Genomic DNA, 22,121 nt, shown 5'->3' with positions numbered 1-22,121 from the left:
GCGACTAGCCTGCCATCACCCGCAGGCGCCGCGGAAGCGCCCCTTTCGATCGGTACGGGCCCAGAACCGCGCCACCGCAGGGCTTATGCAGCAGCTGGCGGGCCACCGCGTTGACCTCCTCGACGGTGACCGCGTCCAACTCCCGCAGGGTGCGGGCGATGCTGCGCTGCTCGCCGTAGTTGAGCTCGTTGCGGCCGAGGCGATGCATCCGCGACCCGGAATCCTCCAACCCCAGCACCAGCGAGCCGCGCAACGAGCCCTTGGCGATGCGGCACTCCGCCGCGCTGATGCCGTCGCGGGCCACCGATTCCAGCACCTCGGCGGTCACGGCCACCACGTCGGCGAACCGCTCGGGCTGGCACGCCGCATACACCGACAGCGCCCCGGTGTCGGCGAAGGTGTCCACCGTGGAGTACACCGAGTAGGCCAGCCCGCGCGATTCCCGGATCTGCTGGAACAGCCGGGAACTCAACCCGCCGCCGAGCGCGGTGTTGAGCACGGCCAGTGCCCGGCGATGCGGCCAGTTCCGGCCCGGGGTCCGCACACCGACCGACAGATGGGTCTGCTCGGCGTCCCGGTTCACCAGGGTCAGACCGGGCCGGCCGGGCACCCGCGCGGTGCCCTTGCGCGCCGCGGCCGCGCGGCGTCCGCGCACCAGCCGCGGCCCGAACCGCTCCCGGACCAGCGCCACCGCCGCGTCGTGGTCGACGTTGCCGGCCACCGCGACGACCATCCGGTCCGGCGTGTAGCGGCGCACGTGAAACGAGTGCAGCTGCGCGCGGGTCATCGCCGACACCGAGTCCGCGGTGCCGATCACGGGCCGCCCCACCGGATGATCACCGAACAACGCCGACAAGAACACGTCACCCAACGCGTCCTCGGGGTCGTCGTCGCGCATGGCGATTTCCTCGAGGACGACGTCGCGTTCGAGTTCCACGTCGGCGGCCGCGCAGCAGCCGTTGAGCACCACGTCGGCGACCAGATCGACGGCCAACTCCAGGTCGGTGTCGAGCACGTGCGCGTAGTAGCAGGTGTGCTCCTTGGTGGTGAACGCGTTCAGCTCACCACCCACGGCGTCCATCTCCTGGGCGATCTGCACGGCGGTGCGCGACGGGGTGGCCTTGAACAGCAGATGCTCCAGGAAGTGCGCGGCCCCCGCGACGGTGGCACCCTCGTCGCGCGAACCGACCCCGACCCAGACCCCGACCGAGGCAGAGCGCACCGCGGGCAGGTGTTCGGTGACCACGCGCAACCCACCGGGCAAGGTGGTGCGGCGCACCGCCGCCAGGTTAGCTGCTGGCGGTCGCGGCATCGGCAGACGCGGCCCCGGCGGTCTCGGCAGTGCCGTCGGTGTCCGCATCGGCCACCGGGATCAGCGAGATCTTGCCGCGGTTGTCGATATCGGCGATCTCCACGCGCAGCTTGTCGCCGACCTTGACCACGTCTTCGACCTTGGCGATCCGCTTGCCCTTGCCGAGCTTGGAGATGTGCACCAGCCCGTCGCGGCCCGGCAGCAGCGACACGAACGCCCCGAAGTCGGTGGTCTTGACCACGGTGCCCAGGAACCGCTCGCCGATCTTGGGCAGCTGCGGGTTGGCAATGGCGTTGATCTTGTCGATCGCGGCCTGCGCCGACGGGCCGTCGGTGGCGCCGACGAACACGGTGCCGTCGTCCTCGATGGAGATCTGCGCCCCGGTTTCCTCGGTGATCGCGTTGATGATCTTGCCCTTGGGCCCGATCACCTCACCGATCTTGTCGACCGGCACCTTGATCGTGGTGACCCGCGGCGCGTACGGGCTCATCTCGTCGGGGGCGTCGATGGCCTCGGCCATCACCTCCAGGATGGTCAGCCGGGCGTCCTTGGCCTGCGACAGCGCACCCGCCAGCACCTTGGACGGGATGCCGTCGAGCTTGGTGTCCAGCTGCAGTGCGGTGACGAAGTCCTTGGTGCCGGCGACCTTGAAGTCCATGTCGCCGAACGCATCCTCGGCGCCCAGGATGTCGGTCAGCGCGACGAAGCGGCGCTCCACCGCACCATCAACCTCGACGTCGTCGGACACCAGGCCCATCGCGATCCCGGCCACCGGCGCCTTCAGCGGCACCCCGGCGTTGAGCAGCGCCAACGTCGACGCGCACACCGAACCCATCGAGGTGGAACCGTTGGAGCCCAACGCTTCCGACACCTGGCGGATGGCGTACGGGAACTCCTCAACGCTGGGCAGCACCGGCACCAGCGCCCGCTCGGCCAGCGCACCGTGCCCGATCTCGCGCCGCTTGGGCGAGCCCACTCGGCCGGTCTCCCCGGTCGAATACGGCGGGAAGTTGTAGTGGTGCATGTAGCGCTTGGAGGTTTCCGGTCCCAGCGAGTCGATCTGCTGGGCCATCTTGACCATGTCCAGCGTGGTCACCCCGAGGATCTGGGTCTCGCCGCGCTCGAACAGCGCGCTGCCGTGCGCCCGGGGCACCACCGCGACCTCGGCGGAAAGCGCCCGGATGTCGGTGATGCCGCGGCCGTCGATGCGGAAGTGGTCGGTCAGGATCCGCTGGCGCACCAGCTTTTTGGTGAGCGACCGGAACGCGGCGGAGACTTCCTTCTCCCGGCCGGCGTAGGTGTCGGCGAGCCGCTCGAGCACCTCGGCCCGGATCTCGTCGGTGCGGTCGTTGCGCTCGGTCTTGCCGGCGATGGTCAGCGCCTTGGCCAGCTCGTCGGTGGCCACCGAGGACACCGAGTAGTACACGTCGTCGTTGTAGTCGGGGAACACCGGGTAGTCGGCGGTCGGTTTGGCGGCGGCGTCGGCGAGTTCCTGCTGCGCCTTGCACAGCTCCGCGATGAACGGTTTGGCGGCTTCCAACCCTTCGGCCACCACGGCCTCCGTCGGCTCCTGCGCGCCGCCGTCGACGAGCTCGATGACGTTCTCGGTGGCCTCGGCCTCGACCATCATGATGGCCACGTCGCCGTCCTCGAGGGCCCGGCCGGCCACCACCATGTCGAACACCGCCCGCTCGAGCTGCTCAACGGTCGGGAACGCCACCCAGGTGCCGTCGATCAGGGCCACCCGCACCCCGCCGACCGGGCCGGAGAACGGCAGGCCGGCCAGCTGGGTGGAGGCCGACGCGGCGTTGATCGCCAGCACGTCGTAGAGGTCTTTGGGGTCCAGGCTCATGACCGTCACCACGACCTGGATCTCGTTGCGCAGGCCGTCGACGAACGACGGGCGCAGCGGCCGGTCGATGAGCCGGCAGGTCAGGATCGCGTCGGTGGACGGCCGGCCCTCGCGCCGGAAGAACGAGCCGGGGATGCGTCCCGCGGCGTACATCCGCTCTTCGACGTCGACGGTCAGCGGGAAGAAGTCGAAGTGTTCCTTGGGGCTCTTGCTGGCGGTGGTCGCCGAGAGCAGCATGGTTTCGTCGTCGAGGTAGGCGACGGCGGAGCCGGCGGCCTGCTGGGCCAGCCGACCGGTCTCGAACCGGATGGTGCGGGTGCCGAAGCTCCCGTTGTCGATGGTGGCGGTCGCCTCGAACACGCCCTGATCAATTTCAGCTACAGACATGGATGTCCGTACGGCCTCTCTGGGTTTATTCAGCTGTTTCGCGTGTGACAGGGACCCGAGACTCAAACCTGGATGCGGCTACGGCCATCGATCGAAGCTGCCGGATCGGACCCGCTGGGTGCCCGGCAGCCACTACCGAAGACCGCCCGATGCAGGCCGTGGCTGTCTTACCGTGTCTCGTCGTCACATGCCGGAGCGGTACGCGCGGATCGCGCACACCGCACCGATGTCCAGGCCGACCTGGCCCGGAACGCCCTCACTCTACACTGCGGGCCCGGTGAGGCCCTATTTCGCCGCCGCGAGGCAAACCCTTGCGCGAACGCGGCCCGGGTGCGCACGGCGCCGACGGAATCAGGTCACGTCCTCCACGCAGACGGTGAACTGGCGTTCGTCGTAGGCGTAGCCCAGGCCGCTGGTGCATTCGTCGACGCTGGCCACACCGCGCAGGATCTGGGTGGCCCGCTGCCGGTGCGGCACCGAGCTGTCGGTGCAGTCCACCCGGAACGGGTCGGTGGTGTTGGCCGGGTCGACACTCATGCAGCCGCCGATCACCCAGTCGATGTCCAGGCAGGCGGTGCTGCTGGCGTCGCTGAACGTGTTGCGCATCGAATACGAGGAGTCGACATCGGTGGGGCACTGCTCGCGGTTGGCGGCGCCGACGACGGTGGCCACCACCTTGAAATTCGAGGTCGCGCCGCCGCAGGCCACCTTGGCGGCCTCCGGCCGGTCCGCGGTGCCACCCAGCTGCAGACAATCCCCCACCCTCAGGTCGGCGGCGTTCGCCGGTGACGAACAGCCGGTCACTCCCCCCAATACGGTGATCGCGGCCAGCAGCACGGCCGCGGGCAGGGCGCGCATGACGGGCGGGTGGGTCAGCGGCGCAGGCCCAGCCGCTCGATGAGCGAGCGGTACCGCGCCACGTCGACCTGGGCCACGTACTTGAGCAGCCGGCGGCGCCGACCCACCAGCAGCAGCAGCCCCCGCCGCGAGTGGTGGTCGTGCTTGTGCACCTTGAGGTGCTCGGTCAAGTCGATGATCCGCTTGGTCAGCAACGCGACCTGGGCCTCCGGGGAGCCGGTGTCGGTCTCGTGCAGGCCGTAGTCGGCCAGGATCTCTTTTTTCTGCTCGGCTGTCAGCGCCACGAAATTATCTCCATCAATCGGTCCGCGATCAGGGAATTAACGGGCGGCCACCGCGAACTGCAGCACGCGTCGTTTCGCCGGGGAGTCTAGCAGCGTGCGTCGGCGCCGCCGAATCGCCGCGTCAGTCGCCGGCCAGCAGGGTGCGGGCCCGGCCGGTGTCGGTGTCCATCGCGGCCACCAGGTCGCGCACCGAGTCGAACTTCCGCTGCCCCCGGATGCGCGCGACGAAGTCCAGCGCGACGTGCTGTCCATACAGATCGGCGGTGCTGTCCAGGATGAACGCCTCCACGGTGCGGGTGCGCCCGGAGAACGTCGGGTTGGTCCCGACCGACACCGCGGCCTGGTACCGCTCCCCGGGGATGACGGTTCCGGTCACCGGACCGTGCCCGAGCACGGTGAACCAGGCGGCGTACACGCCGTCGGCTGGGATCGCCGAGTACATCGGCGGCGCCACGTTGGCGGTGGGAAAGCCCAGCGACTTGCCGCGCCCGTCGCCGCGCACCACCACCCCTTCGACCCGGTGCGGACGGCCCAGCGCTTCGGCGGCGGCCACCACGTCGCCGGCGTCCACGCAGGACCGGATGTAGGTCGAGGAGAACGTCACGGTCTCCGAGTCGAGGTGTTCGGCCACCAGCGACATGGATTCCACGGCGAAGCCGAACCGTTCCCCGGCGCGGCGCAGCAGCTCGACGTTGCCGGCGGCCTTTTTGCCGAACGTGAAGTTCTCGCCCACCACGACTTCCACCACATGCAGGTTCTCCACCAACAGTTCGTGGATGTAGCGGTCCGGGGTGAGCTTCATGAAGTCGGTGGTGAACGGCATCACCAGGAACACGTCGATCCCGGCTTCCTCGACCAGCTCGGCTCGCCGGGTCAGCGTGGTCAGCTGCGCGGGGTGGCTACCGGGAAAGACGACTTCCATCGGGTGCGGATCGAACGTCATCAGCACCGTCGGCACGCCGCGGGTCCGCCCGGCCTTCACCGCCTGCGCGATCAGTTCGGCGTGTCCGCGGTGCACCCCGTCGAACACACCGATGGTCAGTACACATCTGCCCCAGTCCGTGGGGATCTCGTCTTGCCCCCGCCACCGCTGCACAGGGGCAAGCCTATCGGCGCGGACCGCACCATGGCGCAAGTGGGCGCGAGATCCCCAGACGCGGTGACGATTGCTTAAGCTTTTAGGTGTGCGCCCTGAGGACGAGCCCGCCGACCTGTCCACGGTTGCCCAGGACTATCTGAAGGTCATCTGGACCGCTCAGGAATGGTCGCCGGACAAGGTCAGCACCAAAATGCTGGCCGAACGGATCGGGGTGTCGGCCAGCACCGCCTCGGAGTCCATCCGCAAACTCGCCGACCAGGGTCTGGTGGATCACGCCAAGTACGGGGCGGTGGCGTTGACCGAGGCGGGCCGGCGCGCGGCGCTGGCGATGGTGCGCCGGCACCGGCTGCTGGAGACCTTCCTGGTCAACGAGCTGGGCTACAGCTGGGATGAGGTGCACGACGAGGCGGAGGTGCTCGAGCACGCGGTGTCCGACCGGTTGGTGGCCCGCATCGACGCCAAACTGGGGTTTCCGCACCGCGACCCGCACGGCGACCCGATCCCGGCCGCCGACGGTCAGGTGCCCAGCCCGCCGGCCCGGCAGCTGTGGGAATGCCACGACGGCGAGGCCGGCACGGTGGCCCGGATTTCCGACGCCGATCCGGAGATGCTGCGCTACTTCGACAGCGTCGGGATCAGCCTGGACTCGCGGCTGAAGGTGCTGACCCGCCGCGAGTTCGCCGGCATCATCTCGGTGGCCATCGAGAATACGGAGGGCTTGGACGATCCAGCCAGCACCGTCGACCTGGGCAGCCCGGCCGCCCAGGCGATCTGGGTGGTGGCGTAGCCGGATGGCCAAACTCGAGCTTTCCCGCGAACTGCCGATGACGGCGGAGCAAGCCTGGGCCCACGTGTCGAACCTGGCCGACCTGGGCGACTGGTTGTCGCTGCATCAAGGGTGGCGGGGCGAGGTGCCTGCCGAACTCACGGCGGGAACGACGTTGGTCGGGGTGGCCGGCGCCAAAGGCCTGCGCAATCGGGTCACCTGGACGATCCGCAAAATCGAGCCGCCGGCGCAGCTGGAGATCACCGGCGACGGCGTGGGTGGCACCAAATACGCGTTGGCGATGACCGTCAAGCCGACAGCAGCGGGCTGCAAGTTCGCGCTGCGGATCGACATGGGCGGCCGGCCGCTGTTCGGCCCGATCGGGGCCACCGCCGCTCGCGCCGTCAAGGGCGATATCGAACGCTCCATCAAGCAATTCGAGGCACTGTACGCGTAGGCAGCAATAGGTCGAGCGCGGAGCGGCCCTCAACGCCCGGCCTCGGTGATCCGGTGGTGGTAGCGCTGGCGGACCCGCGGATCGACCGTGGTGAACACCGTGTCCAGATGAGCTGCATGCGCGATCCGGTACCGGGCCCGGGCGGGCAACAACGACATCGCTTTCACCATGGCGCCCATAGCCTTTGGGATCACCACCGTGGCGCGCCGGGCACCCACGGCGGCCACGACCGCGGCCGCGACCTCCTCCGCATCGACCTCGGCGACCGGCCGCAGCCAATCCGGGGTGCTGTTCCCGGCGGACAGCTCGGTGCGGACAATCGCCGGCAGCACCGCGGTGACACCAATACCCGCGTCGGCCAGTTCCAAGTGCAGGGTTTCGGAGAAGCCGACGACCGCGTGCTTGGTGGCGCAGTAGGTTGCCAACCCGGGAAACGCGCCCGTCCCCGCCAGCGACGCAATGTTGATGATGTGGCCGCCGCGACCGGAAAGCCGCTGCACGGCCAGCTTCGAGCCGTGCAGCACACCGACGAGGTTGACCCCCAGCATCCGGTCGGTCATCGCGTCGTCCTCGTCGCTGAACAGGCCGGTGGGCATGATGCCGGCGTTGTTCACCAGCACGTCTAGCGGTCCGAGCCAGACGCTGGTGTCATCGAGAAATGTTGCGAATCCGGCCCGGTCGGTGACATCGAGTCCGAGCCCGATCACCGCGCCGCCGGTCGACTCGGCAAGCTCGGCGGCGGTCTTTTCGACGAGTGCAACGTCGATGTCGCCGAGCGCGACCCGCGCGCCGGCGCGCAGGAACGCTGTGCCGGTGGCCCGGCCGATACCGCGGGCGCCGCCGGTGATGGCGACGACTTTGTCTCGAACTGCGGTGTGCGTTTTCGCCATGCTCTGCCCTTCGCCAGTCAGTCCCAGGCCGGATCGGCGGCCAGCACGGTCTTCAGCAGCTTGCCGGTTTCGTTGCGCGGCAGCGCGTCGACGAACATCACGTCCCGGGGCACCTTGTGCCGCGCCAGGTGGGACCGCACGAACGACTTGACGTCGTCGGGGCCCAGGATGGCGTCCGCGCGGAGAACCACGACGGCGCGCAGCCGTTTGCCGAACTCGGCGTCGTCAACACCGATGACTGCCGCTTCCACGATGTCGGGGTGTCCGGCGAGCAGGTTCTCGATTTCGAGTGGAAAGACGTTCTCCCCACCCGAGACAATCATGTCGTCCCCGCGGCCGTCGACGAACCACAGGCCGGATCCGTCGAAATGTCCGGTGTCCCCGGTGGACAACAGCCCGTCGACGATCTCCTTGTGGTTGCCGTCGGTGTAGCCGGAAAACGATAACCCGCTCGCCACGAACAGCGTTCCGGCCTGGCCCGGCTGGGTGATGCGGCGGCGGTCGGCGTCGTAGCAGGCCAGCCGGACACCCAACGGTGGCCGGCCGACGGTACCCGGCGCGCGGCGCAGCTCCTGCGGGGTCGCGATAGCGGCGGCCGCCACCTCGGTGGACCCGTACAGGTTGTACAGCACGTCGCCGAACGTCGCCGCGGTGCGCCGGCACAGCTCCGGGGACAGCGCCGACCCCGCCGCGAAAACTACCCGCAGCGACGACGTGTCGGACCTGCCGACCACGTCGGGACCCGGGTCGAGGATGCGCTGCAGCATGGTCGGCACCACGACCAGCGCGCCGGCCCGGTGCGCGCCGATGGCCCGCAGCGTCGACCCGGCGTCGAAACGACGAGCCAGCACGATCCGGTTACCTAACGCCAGCCCGAGCGCGCAGGTTGCCAGCCCGGTTGCGTGAAACAACGGGGCGGCCACGATGTAGGCACTGTTGGCCGGCCGGGGAATCCGATCGAGCAGTTGCGCCGATTGCAGCGGGTCGATCTTGTTGCGGGGAGCTCCTTTCGGTGTTCCAGTGGTTCCGCTGGTGAGCAAGACCATGCCACCGGGCTTAGCGGGCGCCGGTAACGGCGCGGATGACTGTCCGCCGGACAGTGCATCGGCCGACAGCCACGGCAGCGGGGCGGGCAGGGCGGTGAGCAGTTCGGTGAACTCGTCGTCGGCCAACATCGCGTCGACGTGTTCGCCGATGCACACGTCGGCCAGTTGCGGTCCGGCGAAGCCGGTGTTCATCAGCACCACCCGCACGCCGATTTTGTTGGCAGCGCCGAGCGCCAGCAGGACGCCGCGGTGGTTGCGGTACATCAGAGCGAGCACCGAGCCCGGGCCAAGGCCGCGCTCCACCAGTCCGCGGGCCAGCGCGTTGGACGCCGCCTCGAGGTCGGCGAAGCTCATTGTGCCCCGTTCGTCGGTCACCGCGGGCGCGGCGCCGTAGCGGGCTGCGGCGTGTCCGATCAGGCCTCCGACCATTCCGTAACGGCGGACGGCTAGATGCGCGTGCAGCGCGCGGTCCGGCCGCAGTGGCTCGACCATGCCGCGCCGGGCCAATACCCGCAACGCGCGCAAGCGGTCACGCATCTAGCTAGCCTCCTCGCGGTTGTCGGTGCGCTCCAGCACCGCCAGGATGATCCGGACCACCTCGGACGGATTGTCCAGTTGCGGGCAGTGCCCCGACCTCGGAAGCACCACCAACTCGCTGCCGGGGATCTGCTGGTGCAGCAGCCCGCTGGAATGCACCGGGATGATGCGGTCCCGCGCGCCGTGCACGATCACCGTCGGGCAACTGACCCGCACATCGCGGTGTCCACCAGCGGTTTCGTAGGCGTACTGGAACGCGTAGCGCCCCAGTTCGGCGACATCGGCGGTCCGGGACGCGATGCCGGTCCAGTAGGCGACCACCTCAGCGTCGGCGGCCACCCCCGGTCCGTACAGCACCTTGGGCACCAGACGCCGGGTGGCGCCCCGAAGCACCCGCGGTGGGATCGGGGCGCGGCCCACCCGTGACCAGAGCCGGGCGGACACCGGGCGCCTACGGGCCAGCCGGGCCAGCCAATGGTGGGCGTTCAGCGGATCATCCAGGGCGATCAGCGCTTTCACCGAACCCTGGCGGTCGGCGGCGCGCACCGCGGTCGCCGCGCCCAGCGAATTGCCGACCAACACCGCCGGACCGGTATCGGCGAGGAGCGCGTCGACGAAGGCGTCGAACTGCGGCACCAACGGTCCAGGGCGGCGCGGGCCGGCCTGCCCAAAGCCGGGCAGGTCGACGGCGAACGCGGGTCGCCGCGCCGCCGCCAGCCGGGTGAGCACCCCTCGCCAGGTGTCGGCGCTGTCGGCGTACCCGTGCAGCAGAACGATCGGTGTCCCGTCGCCAGCGACCGAAAGGACCCGGGTGCCCACGCCGCCGTAGCAGGCACGGGATTCGCTGATCATCCGCCCAGCAGGCCTTTGGCGATGTGGGTGACCTGCACCTCGTTGCTGCCCGCGTAGATCATCAGCGATTTGGCGTCACGCGCCAGTTGTTCCACCCGGTATTCGGCCATATAGCCGTTGCCGCCGAACAATTGCACGGCATCCATCGCCACCTCGGTGGCGGCTTGCGAGGAGTACAGCTTCATCGCCGAGGCCTCGGCCAGCGACGGGATCTTCCCGGCCTGGATTTTCTCCACCGTCTGGAACACCATGTTCTGCACGTTGATTCGGGCCACCTCCATCTGGGCCAACTTCAGCTGAATCAACTGGAATCCGCCGATGTTCTGGCCCCACAGCGTGCGGGTCTTGGCGTAGTCCACGCACAGCCGGTGGCATTCGTTGATGATGCCCAACGCCATCAACGCCACCCCGGCCCGTTCGGCGACGAAATTGGCCCGGGCGCTGTCCCGGCCGTCCCCGCCGGTGTGCTGTTCGGTCTCTCCGAGCAGTCGATCCGGCGTCAGCCGCACGTTGTCGAAGAACAACTCGCCGGTCGGCGAGGACATCATGCCCATCTTCTTGAACGGCTTGCCCTGGGTGAGCCCCGGCATGCCGGCGTCGAGCACGAAGGTCAGCACCGGCCGGCTGCGCCGGTCGACAGCCGAACCGTCATCCAGCTTGGCGTAGACGATCAGCACATCGGCTTCTGGGCCGTTGGTGATGAACGTCTTCTGCCCATTGAGGAGGTAGTCGTCGCCGTCGCGCCTGACGTAAGTCTTCATGCCGCCGAAGGCATCCGAGCCGGCGTCGGGCTCGGTGATCGCCCAGCACGCGATCTTGTCCAACGTCATCAGATCCGGCAGCCAGCGCTCCTTCTGTGCCAGGGTGCCCCGGCTCATGATGGTGGCCGCGCCCAGGCCGAGGCTGACCCCGATCGTGCTCAGCAGCCCGATGCTGACCCCGGACAGCTCGGACACCAGCACCGCGGCCGCTGAAAGCTGGCCACCCATCTCCCCCAGCCCGCCCGAGGCGCCCCGGTCGGGCTGCGCCGCGCCCGCCTCGACCTTGGCGCGTTGTTTGTCCAGCATGGTTTTGACCGCCTCGCCGGCCATCACGTCCAGGCCGAACTCGCTGAACAGTTTGCGCGCGATCGGATACGGCGACAGGTCGCCGGTTTCCAACGCGTCCTGATGGGGGCGGATCTCTTTGTCGATGAACTCCCGCACCGTGTCCCGCATGATGATGTCGGTGTCAGACCACTCGAACATGGTGTTCTCCTGCTGTCGTGGGTGGCTACTGCGGCAACCGCGCGGCGATGTCGTCGATCTGCCAGACACCGTCGGTTTCGATGGTGTCGGTGTCATGCCAGCCCGCCAGCCGCGAAATCGCACCCCCCTGCACCGCGTAGACCGCACCGGTGACAGGGCACTTCTCGGTGGCCAGGTAGGCGACCAGCGGGGAGATGTTGGCGGGGCTGAACAGATCCAGCTCGCCGTCCGCCGGTTCACTCATCAAGGCGCCCATCCCGGGGGTGGCCAGGGTGAGCCGGGTGCGGGCGATCGGGGCGATGGCGTTGACCCGCACCCCGTAGCGTTCCAGTTCCTCGGCGGCGATCAACGTCAGCGCGGCGATACCGGCCTTGGCCGCACCGTAATTGGCTTGCCCGGCGTTGGGCAGGGTCACCCCGGAACCGGATGCGGTGTTGATGACCGCGGCGTTGGGCTGATCCCCGGCCTTGGACTGGGTCTTCCAGTATTCGGCGGCGTGCCGCAGCATCGCGAAGTGGCCCTTGAGGTGAACGGCGATCACCGCGTCCCATTGCGACTCCGCCATCCCGGCGATGAACGAGTCCCGCAGGATACCCGCGTTGTTCACCAGCACGTCCAGCCGACCGAACTCGTCGATGGCCTGCTGCACCACGCCGTTGGCCGCATCCCAGTCGGCGATGTTGTCGGTGTTGGCCACCGCTCGCCCACCGGCCGCGACGATCTCATCGACCACCTGCTGGGCCGGACCGGCGTCGGCCCCCTCGCCGGCGTTGCTGCCGCCCAGGTCGTTCACCACGACGCTGGCGCCCTCCTTGGCGAACAGCAGTGCGTGCTCGCGTCCGATGCCCCGGCCGGCGCCGGTGATGACGGCTACCCGTCCCGCTAAAGCTCCCATGTGTCTGCTCCTTTGATCCCGGCTAATCGGCGATGACGGCTAGACCGTCGGTGATGGCGAGCTCGTCGGTGCCCACCCGCGTCGTTTCGAAGGCGTAGCTGGTCGCGTTGGATACCGAGTTGGTTTTCCAGATCCTGGTCTCCAGATCGTCGCCGGGCAGCACCATCTTCGAGAACCGCACCGCCAACCGCTTGAGCCGGTGCACATCCGACCCGCCGACCTCGGTCAGCACCGCCCATGAGGTGAACGCCATGGTGCACAGCCCGTGGGCGATGATGCCGGGCAGGCCGGCATCCCGGGCGACCTCCTCGTCAAGGTGGATCGGCATCGGATCCCCTGCGGCGGGCCCGTACCGGAACGTCTGATCGCGATCGACGTGCTGCACCACCTTGGCGATCGGCGCCCGATCCTGCAGGGCCGCATCGAATTTGTGCTCGGGGCTGAGCTCACCGACTTTTTTGCCCGCATTGTGGCCACGGAAAAAGCAGGTCACGTACTGCTCGTTGACCAGCTCGCCGTCCTCGGTGCGGCAGTCCAGGTAGATCGCCGCCCGAGTCCCCTTCTCCAGCCCCTCGTAGCCGATCATCTTGCCGCGTGAGACCAGCGTGTCCCCCGGCCGAATGGGCCGGTGAAACAGGAAGTCCTGCTCGCCGTGCACCACCCGCGGGATCAACTCCACCGGAGCCACCTCGACGGCCGGGGTGAGCAGCGACTCGAACACCGGCACGATCGCGAACACCGGCGGGGCGACCTCACCGGCCCGATGCGCGGGGATCGGGTCGTTGGTCGCCTGGGCGTAGGCGCTGATCCGGTCCCGCGTCACCTCGAAGTGGTCCTCCTCGGACCACGTGTTCAAGCCACTGTCGTCAAAGGCCAGTTCGTCGTCGGGCATGCCTAGGCCGCCGCCGACGCCAAGGCTTCGAGTTGCGCAAGCGTCTTGTCCAGTTGCTTGGCGCCGTCCTTCTCCACCGCCTTGCCCAACGCGCCCTTGATCAGTGCGCCCTCGAAGTCACCGGACACACTGAACAGCGAGCCGTCACCATCCGGAGCCACCGAGAACTCGAAGCAGCACTTCACCCCGGCCATACCGGTCCCCGACAGCGTCAGGCTGGTGGGGGCCCCGACCTTGTCGATCGTCCATTCGATTTTGTTTGCCATCCCGAGCATGACGATCTTGGCGGTCAGCGCCGATCCCTCGGCGAGGGTCGCCGGTGGCTCCTGCAGCCACTTCTCGTGAATGGTGAACCACTTGTCCCAACTGGACAGATCGCTGATCGTCGTCCACAACGCGTCCGGGGTCACCGACAGGTTCTTGGTGGCTTCAATGTGTCCCATGCTGTTTTCTCCTCCGGTATGGTTTAGCGCTCGGCGCGCTGGTAGGCGGTGACCACGGCGGCGCCGCCGAGGCCGATGTTGTGCTGCAGCGCCGCGGTGACGTTGTCGACTTGGCGTTTGTCGGCGGTGCCGCGCAGCTGCCAGGTCAGCTCGGCGCACTGCGCCAGCCCGGTTGCCCCCAGTGGATGTCCCTTCGAGATCAGCCCGCCGGACGGGTTGATCACCCAGCGTCCGCCGTAGCTGGTGTCACCGTTGTCGATCAACTTGGGCGCTTCGCCTTCACCACAGAGCCCCAGAGCTTCGTACAACAGCAGTTCGTTCGCCGAGAAACAGTCGTGCAACTCGATCACCTGGAAGTCCTCCGGGCCCAGACCGGATTGCTGGTAAACCCGCTGGGCGGCTTGCACATTCATGTCGTAGCCGATCAGGTTTTTACAGGTGCCGTCGAACGTCGATGCGAAGTCCGTGGTCATCGCCTGGCCGACGATCTGCACCGCCTGCCCGGCCAACCCATGTTTGTCGACGAACGACTCGCTGGCCAGGATCGCAGCGCCGGAGCCATCCGAGGTCGGTGAGCACTGCAGTTTGGTCAGCGGGTCGTAGATCATCCGCGCCGCCAGGATGTCGTCCAGCGAGTATTCGTCCTGGAACTGCGCGTACGGGTTGTTCACCGAATGCTTGTGGTTTTTGTAGCCGATCTTGGCGAAATGCTCGGCGGTGGACCCGTATTGCTGCATGTGCTCGCGGCCGGCCGCGCCAAACATCCACGGCGCCGGCGGGAACAGCACCTCGGAGATCTCGGCCATCGCCAGGATGTGTTTGTCCATCGGCTGCGCGCGGTCGTCGTAGGACGCGGCCAGCGATCCCGGCTTCATCTTCTCGAAACCCAGCGCGATCGTGCAGTCGGCCAGCCCGCCGCGGATCGCTTGCGCGGCAAGGTACAGCGCGGTGGACCCGGTCGAACAGTTGTTGTTGACGTTGACGATCGGGATACCGGTCAATCCCAGTTCGTACAGAGCGCGCTGCCCGGAGGTCGACTCGCCGTAGACGTAGCCGACATAGCCCTGCTCGACCTGGGAGTAGGCGATACCGGCGTCGGTCAGCGCCTTGGTGCCGGACTCGCGGGCCATATCCGGGTAGTCCCACGCCGAGCCGTCGTCGTTGAGCCGCCGCCCCGGCTTCTCAAACTTCGTCATCCCCACGCCGATCACGTACACCTTGTTGGCCATCGCGCCCCTTCCCGAACCGTCCAGCCCCCGCGTCAGAAACATACATACCTGATTGCATCTTTACAAGGGCTGGCTCCGGACGCCGACGGTGTGGCCTCATGGCGGGCGGCGGCGACAGCCGCGGTTAGTCCGAGAAAGTTGCGGCTAATCCGACAAAGCCGGTGGCAATACCCCGGCCGCGATGGCGCGCAGATGCACCGAGGCACGCTCCCAGCGGCGCCGCGCGCGTTCGGGATCGTTGTCGACGAAGCTGGCGACCAAGATGCCGCGCAGCGCATCCATCGCGGTGTAGACGATGTTGCGGATCTCTTTTTGCGCCGGGTGTTCCGGCAGCATCTGGGCGATCGCCGTGATCAACGTGCTGTTGACCACTGGCTCCACCCGCTCGATGTGCTGCGCCAACACCCGGTCGGTGCGAGCGGCCACCCAAAGTTCCATGGTGGCAACGAACATCGGCCCCTGGTGGGCTTCCCACAGGAAGTCGAGCACCGTCGATACCGGATCCGGGCTGGATTGCACCCGGCCTAGTTCGCGGATCGCGGCCTGAGCGCGCTGCTGGGCCAGGTGCTCGATCGCCGCGACCACGAGGTCTTCTTTGGAGCGGAAGTGGTGGATCTGGGCGCCGCGGGTAACCCCGGCCAGTTCGGCGATGCGCGGTGTGGTCGCGCCGGAGTAGCCGTAGGAGACCAGGCACTCGATGGTCGCGTCGAGCAGACGCGTGCGCATGGCGGCGCTGCGCTCGGCTTGGGTGCGCCGCCCCGCCCGGCCACCGACACTCGTCGCCACCGCTGATCGCGCCTGCCTTCCACTACAAACAGTTCTGCAGGTATGTTACTGCGCGGCTGTGGCCAGCGGCGCTAAGTCAGCGCTCGGCGCGCTGGTAGGCGGTGACCACGGCGGCACCGCCGAGGCCGATGTTGTGCTGCAGTGCGGCGGTGACGTTGTCGACCTGGCGCTTGTCGGCGGTGCCGCGCAGCTGCCAGGTCAGCTCGGCGCACTGCGCCAACCCGGTCGCCCCGAGCGGATGCCCCTTGGAGATCAACCCGCCGGACGGGTTGACCACCCACCGCCCGCCGTAGCTGGTGTCGCCGTTGTCGATCAGCTTGGGCGCCTCGCCGACACCGCACAACCCGAGCGCCTCGTAGAGCAGCAGCTCGTTCGCCGAGAAGCAGTCGTGCAACTCGATCACCTGGAAATCCTCCGGGCCCAGGCCAGATTGGTCGTAAACCCGCTGGGCGGCTTGCACATTCATGTCATAGCCGATCAACGCCTTAGCGGTGCCGTCGAACGTCGACGAAAAATCGGTCGTCATCGCCTGACCGACGATCTCCACCGCCTGCCCGGCCAGCCCGTGCCGGTCCACGAAGGCCTCCGATGCCAGGATCGCCGCCCCCGATCCGTCCGAGGTCGGCGAGCACTGCAGTTTGGTCAGCGGATCGGAGATCATCCGCGCCGCCAGGATGTCCTCGAGGGTGTAGGACTCCTGGAACTGCGCATACGGGTTATTGACCGAATGCTTGTGGTTCTTGTAGCCGATCTTGGCGAAATGCTCGGCGGTGGACCCGTATTGCTGCATGTGCTCGCGCCCGGCCGCACCAAACATCCACGGCGCCACCGGCATCGCGAACTCGTCGAGCTCGGCCATGGCCTTGACGTGGCGGGCCATCGGCGATTCGCGGTCCTGGGCGCCGCCCCCCAGCGAGCCGGGCTGCATCTTCTCGAAGCCCAGCGCGATGGTGCAGTCGGCCAGCCCGCCGCGGATGGCCTGCGCCGCCAGGTACAGCGCCGTGGACCCGGTCGAACAGTTGTTGTTGACGTTGACGATCGGGAGGCCGGTCATGCCCAACTCGTAGAGCGCCCGCTGCCCGGAGGTCGAATCGCCCGCGACATAGCCGACGTAGCCCTGCTCGACCTGGGAGTAGGCGATGCCGGCGTCGGCCAGCGCCTTGGTGCCGGACTCGCGGGCCATATCCGGATAGTCCCAGTCCTCGCGCCGGCCCGGTTTCTCGAACTTCGTCATCCCGACGCCGACCACGTAGACCTTGTTTGTCATCGCATTAGGGTACCGGCGCCCACCAGCGCCCTTAGAGGGTGGCCGGTCGCAGCACCACCACCGACTTGGTGCGGTTGCCGGCGTCCTGCAGCAGGGCGATCACCGTCCCGTCGGCCGCGGTGGCGGCGTAAATGCCGTCGATGCCCGCCGGTTTCAGCGGCCTGCCGTGGCGGGCGGCCTCGGCTTCGTCGGTCCCCAGGCCGCGCCGCGGGAAGGCTTGCAGGCAGGCCGCATCCAGGGGGTAGCTCAGCCGTGGGTGTTCGGCCAGGTCGTCCAGCGTGCGGGCCTGATCCAGGCCGAATTGGCCGGACCGGGTGCGCCGCAGCGCGGTCAGGTGGCCGCCGACGCCCAACGCGGCACCCAGGTCGCGGGCCAGGGCGCGGATGTAGGTGCCCGCCGAGCAGTCCACCTCGACGTCAAGATCGACCAGCCCAGCGGGGCGGCGCAGCGCCCGCAGCTCGAAGCGGTCGATGCGCACCGGCCGGGCGGCCAGTTCCACGGGCTGCCCTTCCCGCGCCAGCCGGTAGGCGCGTTTGCCGTCGACTTTGATCGCGCTGACCGCCGAGGGCACCTGCGCGATGTCGCCGCGCAGCCCGGCGATCGCCGCGCTGATCGCCGCCTCGGTCAAGTGCTCAGCCGAAACTTGATGCAGCAGTTCGCCTTCGGCGTCCTCGGTGGAGGTGGTCTGCCCCAGCCGGATGGTGGCGGCATACCCCTTGGTGTCGGTGGTCAGCAGGCCCAGGATCTTGGTGGCGCGGTCCACCCCGATCACCAGCACGCCGGTGGCCATCGGGTCCAGGGTTCCGGCGTGGCCGACCTTGCGGGTGGCAAAGATCCGTCGACACCGGGCCACCACATCGTGGCTGGTCATGCCGCCCGGTTTGTCGACGATGACGATGCCGGGCCCGGTCGGGCTACCGCTCACAGCACAATCGCCGTCAGCACCAGTCCGTCGGCCACCGCCCAGCGGCCGCGCAGCGTGGTCAGCGGCGGACCGGACCGCGCGGCGGGGTCGATGAGGATCTGCGACACGAACTCGCCGCCGGCGGCGAGCGTGCGCAGGTCCGGGTCATCGGACGGCGTGTCGGGCCGGGGACACGCACGCTCGGGGGAAGAGGCCTCGGGGGAAGAGGCCTCGCGGGAAAGGGAAAACGTGATGTGGGCGTCCTCGAAACCCAGCCAGCGCTGGGTCAGCGGAAACCACGCCTTGTAGGTGGCCTCCTTGGCGCAGAACAGGATCCGGTCCCAGTGCAGGTCCGACGGCAGCGCCGCCAGCTCGGTGCGTTCGACCGGCAGGCTCACCGCGTCGAGCACGCCGTGCGGCAGCACGTCGTGCGGTTCGGCGTCGATGCCCACCGAACGCACCGCGGGCTGGCGCCCCACCACGGCGCCGCGGAACCCTGCGGTGTGGGTCAGGCTGCCCACCACCCCGTCGGGCCAGCGCGGCTCGCCCTTCTCCCCCTTGAGGATCGGCACCGGCGGCTCCCCCAGCTGCTGCAGCGCCAGCCGGGCGCAGTACCGGACGGTGATGAACTCATGGCGCCGCTTGGCCACCGCCTTGGCGATCAGCGGCACCTCTTCGGGCAGCGGATGCGCATCCGGCGGGTCGTCGTAGCGCTCGGCGAACGCCAGGTCTGCCGCACCGGGTGGCAGCACCGCGTCCAGCAGGGCGCTCATCGGGCCTGCCGTTGGCGCAGCCGTTCCCGGAACTGCTCGCTCGCCGCCCGCATCTCCGGGGTGATGACGAAATGGCCGCCGAAGTCGTTGAGGTAGCCCGGCGCGTACTGCGGGTCGGGCAGGATCTGACGCAGCCAGCGGTAGGGTTTGCGCCGCCGCCATTCCCGCGGGTAGCCCACCGACACCTCCTCGAAGCGCACCCCGTCGTACCAGGTGGTGCGCGGAATGTGCAGGTGCCCGTACACCGAGCAGACCGCGTTGTAGCGGGTGTGCCAGTCCGCGGTTTCGGTGGTGCCACACCACAGCGAGAACTCCGGGTAAAACAGCACCTCGCAGGGGTCACGCACCAGCGGGAAGTGGTTGACCAGCACCGTCGGCGTCATCCAGTCCAGCTCCTCCAGCCGCGTACGGGTGGTGGCGAGCCGGTCGCGACACCAGGCGTCGCGGGTGGCGTACGGCTCGGGTGAGAGCAGGAACTCGTCGGTGGCCACCACGTTGCGGTCCTTGGCGATCGCCAGGCCCTCGGCCTTGCTGGTCGCCCCCGCCGGCAGAAAGGTGTAGTCGTACAGCAAAAACATCGGCACGATGGTGGCCGGGCCGCCCTCGTCGGTCCACACCGGGAACGGGTGCTCGGGGGTGAGGATCCCCATCTCGTCGCACATGTTGACCAGATAGTCGTAGCGGGCCCGGCCGAAGATCTGCACCGGGTCCCGGCCGGTGGTCCACAGCTCGTGGTTGCCCGGCACCCAGATCACCTTGGCGAAGCGGCGCCGCAGCAGGTCCAGCGACCAGCGGATCTCGTCGGTGCGTTCGGCGACGTCCCCGGCGACGATCAGCCAGTCGTCCGGCGACGACGGATACAGCGATTCGGTGACCGGCTTGTTGCCGCTGTGGCCGGTGTGCAGATCCGAGATCGCCCACAGCGTCGGGCGGTGCTCGCGCGTCGACTCCGTGGCTGCCACAGTCGCCCAGCCTAGCCGGTGCGCCCCGCGCCGAACTGAAACAGGTTCTCATTCCGGCTGTAGCGGCGTGACCGCGACTTGTACACTCCCCGGCAGGAAGTCGGCGACTGCGAGGGGTCTCATGCTCACCAAAGTGCGGTTGATCGCGACGCTGGGCGCGCTGGTCATGGCGGTCCTCGTCGTCGCTCAGGGCACCGACTCCCCCCGCGGTGACGGCGCGACGGTGCAGCTGCGATCCACCACCGCACCGATGACCACCCCGACGAAACCGCCGGTCAACACCACCAACCCCCGTCCGTTCGATGCCTGCGAGGACATCCCCTACGACGTCATCGCCGGGCTCGGTCTGGCCTACACGCCACCCAAACCGGTGGAGGGCAAACGCTGCGAGTTCGACGCGGGCAACTACCAGATGGCCGTCGAACCGATCATCTGGCGCAGCTACGAACAGTCGTTGCCGGCCGACGCCGTCGAAACCACGATCAACGGCCACCGCGCCGCCCAGTACTGGGTGATGAAGCCCACCGACTGGAACAACCGGTGGTGGTTTTCCTGCATGGTGACGTTCAAGACCAGCTACGGGGTCATCCAGCAGTCGCTGTACTACTCGCCGGTCTACTCCGAGCCCGACGTCGACTGCCCGGCCGAGAACATGATGCGCGCCCAGCAACTGTCCCCGCACTACATTTACTGAGCGATGACCGCCACCGCCGACACCGCCCGCCGGGGCAGCCCGGGCCGGCTGCACGGGCTCACCGACCGCGCCCTGGGGCGGGTGCTGCAACTGCCCGCGCCGAGCACCGGCTACACGGTGCACCGGGTTGCCGTCCCGATGCGTGACGGGGTCTCGCTGGTCGCCGATCACTACGCGCCGACCGCCGACGCCGTCGGCACCTTGCTGGTCCGGTGCCCCTACGGTCGCGGGTTTCCGTTTTCGCTGGTGTTCGCCCGGATCTATGCCGCGCGGGGCTACCACGTGATCCTGCAGAGTGTGCGCGGCACCTTCGGCTCCGGCGGGGTATTCGTGCCGATGGTCAACGAGGTCGCCGACGGCGCCGACACGGTGGCCTGGCTGCGCCGCCAGCCGTGGTTCACCGGGACGTTCGGCACCATCGGGCTGTCCTACCTGGGCTTCACCCAGTGGGCGCTGCTGGCCGATCCGCCGCCGGAGCTGGCCGCGGCCGTCATCACCGTGGGCCCGCACGATTTCAGCGCGTCGTCGTGGGGCACCGGGTCATTCACCCTCAACGACTTTTTGGGCTGGAGCGACATGATGGCCCACCAGGAGGACCGCCCGCGGCTGCGGGCCGGCATCCGCCAGCTGACCGCCCGACGCCGGGTGGGCCGGGCGGCGGCCGGTCTGCCGTTGGGGGCGGCCGGTCGGGCGCTGCTCGGCGACGGGGCGCGCTGGTACGAGTCGTGGATCGAGCACCCCGACCCCGACGATCCGTTCTGGGAGTCGATGCGGCTCGGTGCCGCGCTGGAGCGGGTGGACGTTCCGGTGCTGCTGCTCAGCGGCTGGCAGGACCTGTTTTTGGAGCAAACGCTGGCCCAGTACGCCCGGCTGCGCGACCGCGGCGTCGACGTGGCGCTGACCATCGGCCCCTGGACCCACACCTCGATGCTCACCGCCGGACTGGGCACCGTCAGCCGGGAATCGCTGAACTGGCTCGACACCCACCTGGGCGGCCTGGATCGTGCACCCCGGCCCGATCGGGTCCGCATCTGCCTGACCGGTCGGGGCTGGCGTGACCTGTCGGACTGGCCGCCGGCCAGCACGGCGCACACCTGGTACCTGCATCCCGCCAGCCGGCTGACCGGCGCGGCACCGGACGGGACCGCAACGGCGTCCTTCCGCTATGACCCGGCCGACCCCACCCCCACTATCGGGGGCCGACTGTTGTCGCCGGACAGTGGTTACCGCGACGACAGCCGGCTGTACCGACGCCACGACGTGCTCAGCTTCACCGGCGACCCGCTGACCGACGACCTGGACGTGTGCGGCACCCCGGTGCTGGAGTTGGCCCACAGCTCCGACACCCCGCACGTCGACGTGTTCGTCCGGATCAGCGAGGTCGACGCCAAGGGCCGCTCGGTCAACGTCAGCGACGGCTACCGGCGGCTGCGGGAACACTCCGGGCCGCTGCGCATCGAACTGGACCCGATCGCCCGCCGGTTCGCGGCGGGCTCCCGCCTGCGGGTGCTGATCGCCGGCGGCTGCCATCCCCGCTACGCCCGCAACCTGGGCACCGGCGAACCCCCGGTGTCCGGGCACCGGATGCGGCCGGCCACCCACACCGTGCAGTTCGGCACCTCACGGCTGGTGCTGCCGGTTTCCGCCCGCCCCTGATCCCGGTCCGAATGGCGGACGCTCCCGGCGGCG

The 22,121-nt window shown here is 68.7% G+C and carries 22 protein-coding genes; 4 read left to right on the top strand and 18 right to left on the bottom strand.

Translation table 11 applies throughout. The features are described 5' to 3' along the window. Window positions 1–4: 4 nt before the first annotated feature. The 5 genes from ACAG26_RS13575 to ACAG26_RS13555 form a co-directional block, all read right to left on the bottom strand. Window positions 5–1,312, bottom strand: coding sequence for a M16 family metallopeptidase (locus ACAG26_RS13575; protein ID WP_370482982.1), 1,308 nt, complete (start codon window positions 1,310–1,312; stop codon window positions 5–7). Then, window positions 1,290–3,551, bottom strand: a complete 2,262-nt coding sequence (locus tag ACAG26_RS13570; RefSeq protein WP_370482981.1) for a polyribonucleotide nucleotidyltransferase — start codon at window positions 3,549–3,551, stop codon at window positions 1,290–1,292. The genes ACAG26_RS13575 and ACAG26_RS13570 overlap by 23 nt, the downstream gene beginning before the upstream one ends. Before the next feature lie 351 nt (window positions 3,552–3,902). After that, entirely contained in the window at window positions 3,903–4,409 is a 507-nt protein-coding gene (locus tag ACAG26_RS13565) for a hypothetical protein (protein WP_370482979.1), read from the bottom strand. A gap of 14 nt (window positions 4,410–4,423) precedes the next feature. Continuing rightward, window positions 4,424–4,693, bottom strand: coding sequence for a 30S ribosomal protein S15 (gene rpsO / locus ACAG26_RS13560; RefSeq protein WP_071028521.1), 270 nt, complete (start codon window positions 4,691–4,693; stop codon window positions 4,424–4,426). A gap of 121 nt (window positions 4,694–4,814) precedes the next feature. Then, window positions 4,815–5,789: a bifunctional riboflavin kinase/FAD synthetase gene (locus ACAG26_RS13555; protein WP_370482977.1), complete on the bottom strand. Its 975-nt coding sequence runs from the start codon at window positions 5,787–5,789 to the stop codon at window positions 4,815–4,817. Window positions 5,790–5,877: 88 nt separating this feature from the next. Here ACAG26_RS13555 and mntR point away from each other — a divergent pair, with 88 nt between their 5' ends. Both mntR and ACAG26_RS13545 read left to right on the top strand, forming a co-directional pair. After that, complete coding sequence (mntR, locus tag ACAG26_RS13550; RefSeq protein ID WP_370482975.1) at window positions 5,878–6,579, top strand: manganese-binding transcriptional regulator MntR; 702 nt, start codon at window positions 5,878–5,880, stop codon at window positions 6,577–6,579. A 4-nt stretch (window positions 6,580–6,583) separates the two neighbouring features. Beyond that, on the top strand, window positions 6,584–7,015 hold the full coding sequence (locus ACAG26_RS13545; RefSeq protein WP_370482973.1) for an SRPBCC family protein: 432 nt from the start codon (window positions 6,584–6,586) through the stop codon (window positions 7,013–7,015). Between the two features lie 29 nt (window positions 7,016–7,044). On the opposite strand, the gene ACAG26_RS13540 is transcribed toward ACAG26_RS13545, so the two are convergent. The 13 genes from ACAG26_RS13540 to ACAG26_RS13480 form a co-directional block, all read right to left on the bottom strand. Further along, window positions 7,045–7,905, bottom strand: a complete 861-nt coding sequence (locus ACAG26_RS13540) for an SDR family NAD(P)-dependent oxidoreductase (RefSeq protein WP_370482971.1) — start codon at window positions 7,903–7,905, stop codon at window positions 7,045–7,047. 17 nt (window positions 7,906–7,922) lie between these two features. Beyond that, complete coding sequence (locus ACAG26_RS13535) at window positions 7,923–9,488, bottom strand: AMP-binding protein (protein WP_370482969.1); 1,566 nt, start codon at window positions 9,486–9,488, stop codon at window positions 7,923–7,925. Then, the gene (locus ACAG26_RS13530; protein WP_370482968.1) at window positions 9,489–10,340 is read right to left on the bottom strand and encodes an alpha/beta fold hydrolase; all 852 of its coding nucleotides are present in this window, start codon (window positions 10,338–10,340) and stop codon (window positions 9,489–9,491) included. It abuts the gene before it with no gap. After that, window positions 10,337–11,587, bottom strand: a complete 1,251-nt coding sequence (locus ACAG26_RS13525) for an acyl-CoA dehydrogenase family protein (protein WP_370482966.1) — start codon at window positions 11,585–11,587, stop codon at window positions 10,337–10,339. The genes ACAG26_RS13530 and ACAG26_RS13525 overlap by 4 nt, the downstream gene beginning before the upstream one ends. A 25-nt stretch (window positions 11,588–11,612) precedes the next feature. Next, window positions 11,613–12,482 carry an SDR family oxidoreductase gene (locus ACAG26_RS13520; protein WP_370482964.1) on the bottom strand — a complete coding sequence of 290 codons (870 nt, stop codon included), beginning with the start codon at window positions 12,480–12,482 and terminating at the stop codon, window positions 11,613–11,615. Window positions 12,483–12,504: 22 nt separating this feature from the next. Further along, window positions 12,505–13,374 carry a MaoC/PaaZ C-terminal domain-containing protein gene (locus ACAG26_RS13515; RefSeq protein ID WP_370482962.1) on the bottom strand — a complete coding sequence of 290 codons (870 nt, stop codon included), beginning with the start codon at window positions 13,372–13,374 and terminating at the stop codon, window positions 12,505–12,507. 2 nt (window positions 13,375–13,376) lie between these two features. Next, the gene (locus tag ACAG26_RS13510) at window positions 13,377–13,817 is read right to left on the bottom strand and encodes an SRPBCC family protein (RefSeq protein WP_370482961.1); all 441 of its coding nucleotides are present in this window, start codon (window positions 13,815–13,817) and stop codon (window positions 13,377–13,379) included. A 23-nt stretch (window positions 13,818–13,840) separates the two neighbouring features. Then, complete coding sequence (locus ACAG26_RS13505) at window positions 13,841–15,046, bottom strand: lipid-transfer protein (protein ID WP_370482959.1); 1,206 nt, start codon at window positions 15,044–15,046, stop codon at window positions 13,841–13,843. 144 nt (window positions 15,047–15,190) lie between these two features. Next, the gene (locus ACAG26_RS13500; RefSeq protein ID WP_370482957.1) at window positions 15,191–15,772 is read right to left on the bottom strand and encodes a TetR/AcrR family transcriptional regulator; all 582 of its coding nucleotides are present in this window, start codon (window positions 15,770–15,772) and stop codon (window positions 15,191–15,193) included. Between the two features lie 136 nt (window positions 15,773–15,908). Beyond that, window positions 15,909–17,099 (bottom strand): lipid-transfer protein, encoded by a 1,191-nt coding sequence (locus tag ACAG26_RS13495; RefSeq protein ID WP_370482955.1) that lies wholly within the window; start codon window positions 17,097–17,099, stop codon window positions 15,909–15,911. Window positions 17,100–17,130: 31 nt separating this feature from the next. Then, window positions 17,131–18,024, bottom strand: coding sequence for a tRNA pseudouridine(55) synthase TruB (truB, locus tag ACAG26_RS13490; protein WP_370482953.1), 894 nt, complete (start codon window positions 18,022–18,024; stop codon window positions 17,131–17,133). Next, window positions 18,021–18,776, bottom strand: a complete 756-nt coding sequence (locus ACAG26_RS13485; RefSeq protein WP_370482952.1) for a 4'-phosphopantetheinyl transferase — start codon at window positions 18,774–18,776, stop codon at window positions 18,021–18,023. Before ACAG26_RS13485 ends, truB begins: the two co-directional genes overlap by 4 nt. After that, window positions 18,773–19,738: a metallophosphoesterase gene (locus tag ACAG26_RS13480; RefSeq protein ID WP_370482951.1), complete on the bottom strand. Its 966-nt coding sequence runs from the start codon at window positions 19,736–19,738 to the stop codon at window positions 18,773–18,775. Before ACAG26_RS13480 ends, ACAG26_RS13485 begins: the two co-directional genes overlap by 4 nt. A gap of 121 nt (window positions 19,739–19,859) precedes the next feature. Between ACAG26_RS13480 and ACAG26_RS13475 the strand changes: the two genes are divergently transcribed. Together ACAG26_RS13475 and ACAG26_RS13470 are read left to right on the top strand one after the other, a co-directional pair. Next, on the top strand, window positions 19,860–20,432 hold the full coding sequence (locus ACAG26_RS13475) for a DUF3558 domain-containing protein (RefSeq protein WP_370482949.1): 573 nt from the start codon (window positions 19,860–19,862) through the stop codon (window positions 20,430–20,432). A gap of 3 nt (window positions 20,433–20,435) precedes the next feature. Continuing rightward, window positions 20,436–22,088, top strand: coding sequence for a CocE/NonD family hydrolase (locus tag ACAG26_RS13470; RefSeq protein ID WP_370482946.1), 1,653 nt, complete (start codon window positions 20,436–20,438; stop codon window positions 22,086–22,088). Window positions 22,089–22,121: the final 33 nt, after the last annotated feature.

Source organism: Mycobacterium sp. pUA109, assembly GCF_041287095.1.
Lineage (GTDB): Bacteria > Actinomycetota > Actinomycetes > Mycobacteriales > Mycobacteriaceae > Mycobacterium.
Note: the sequence above shows the minus strand (reverse complement) of the source record. Positions and strands in the feature narration are given on the sequence as shown.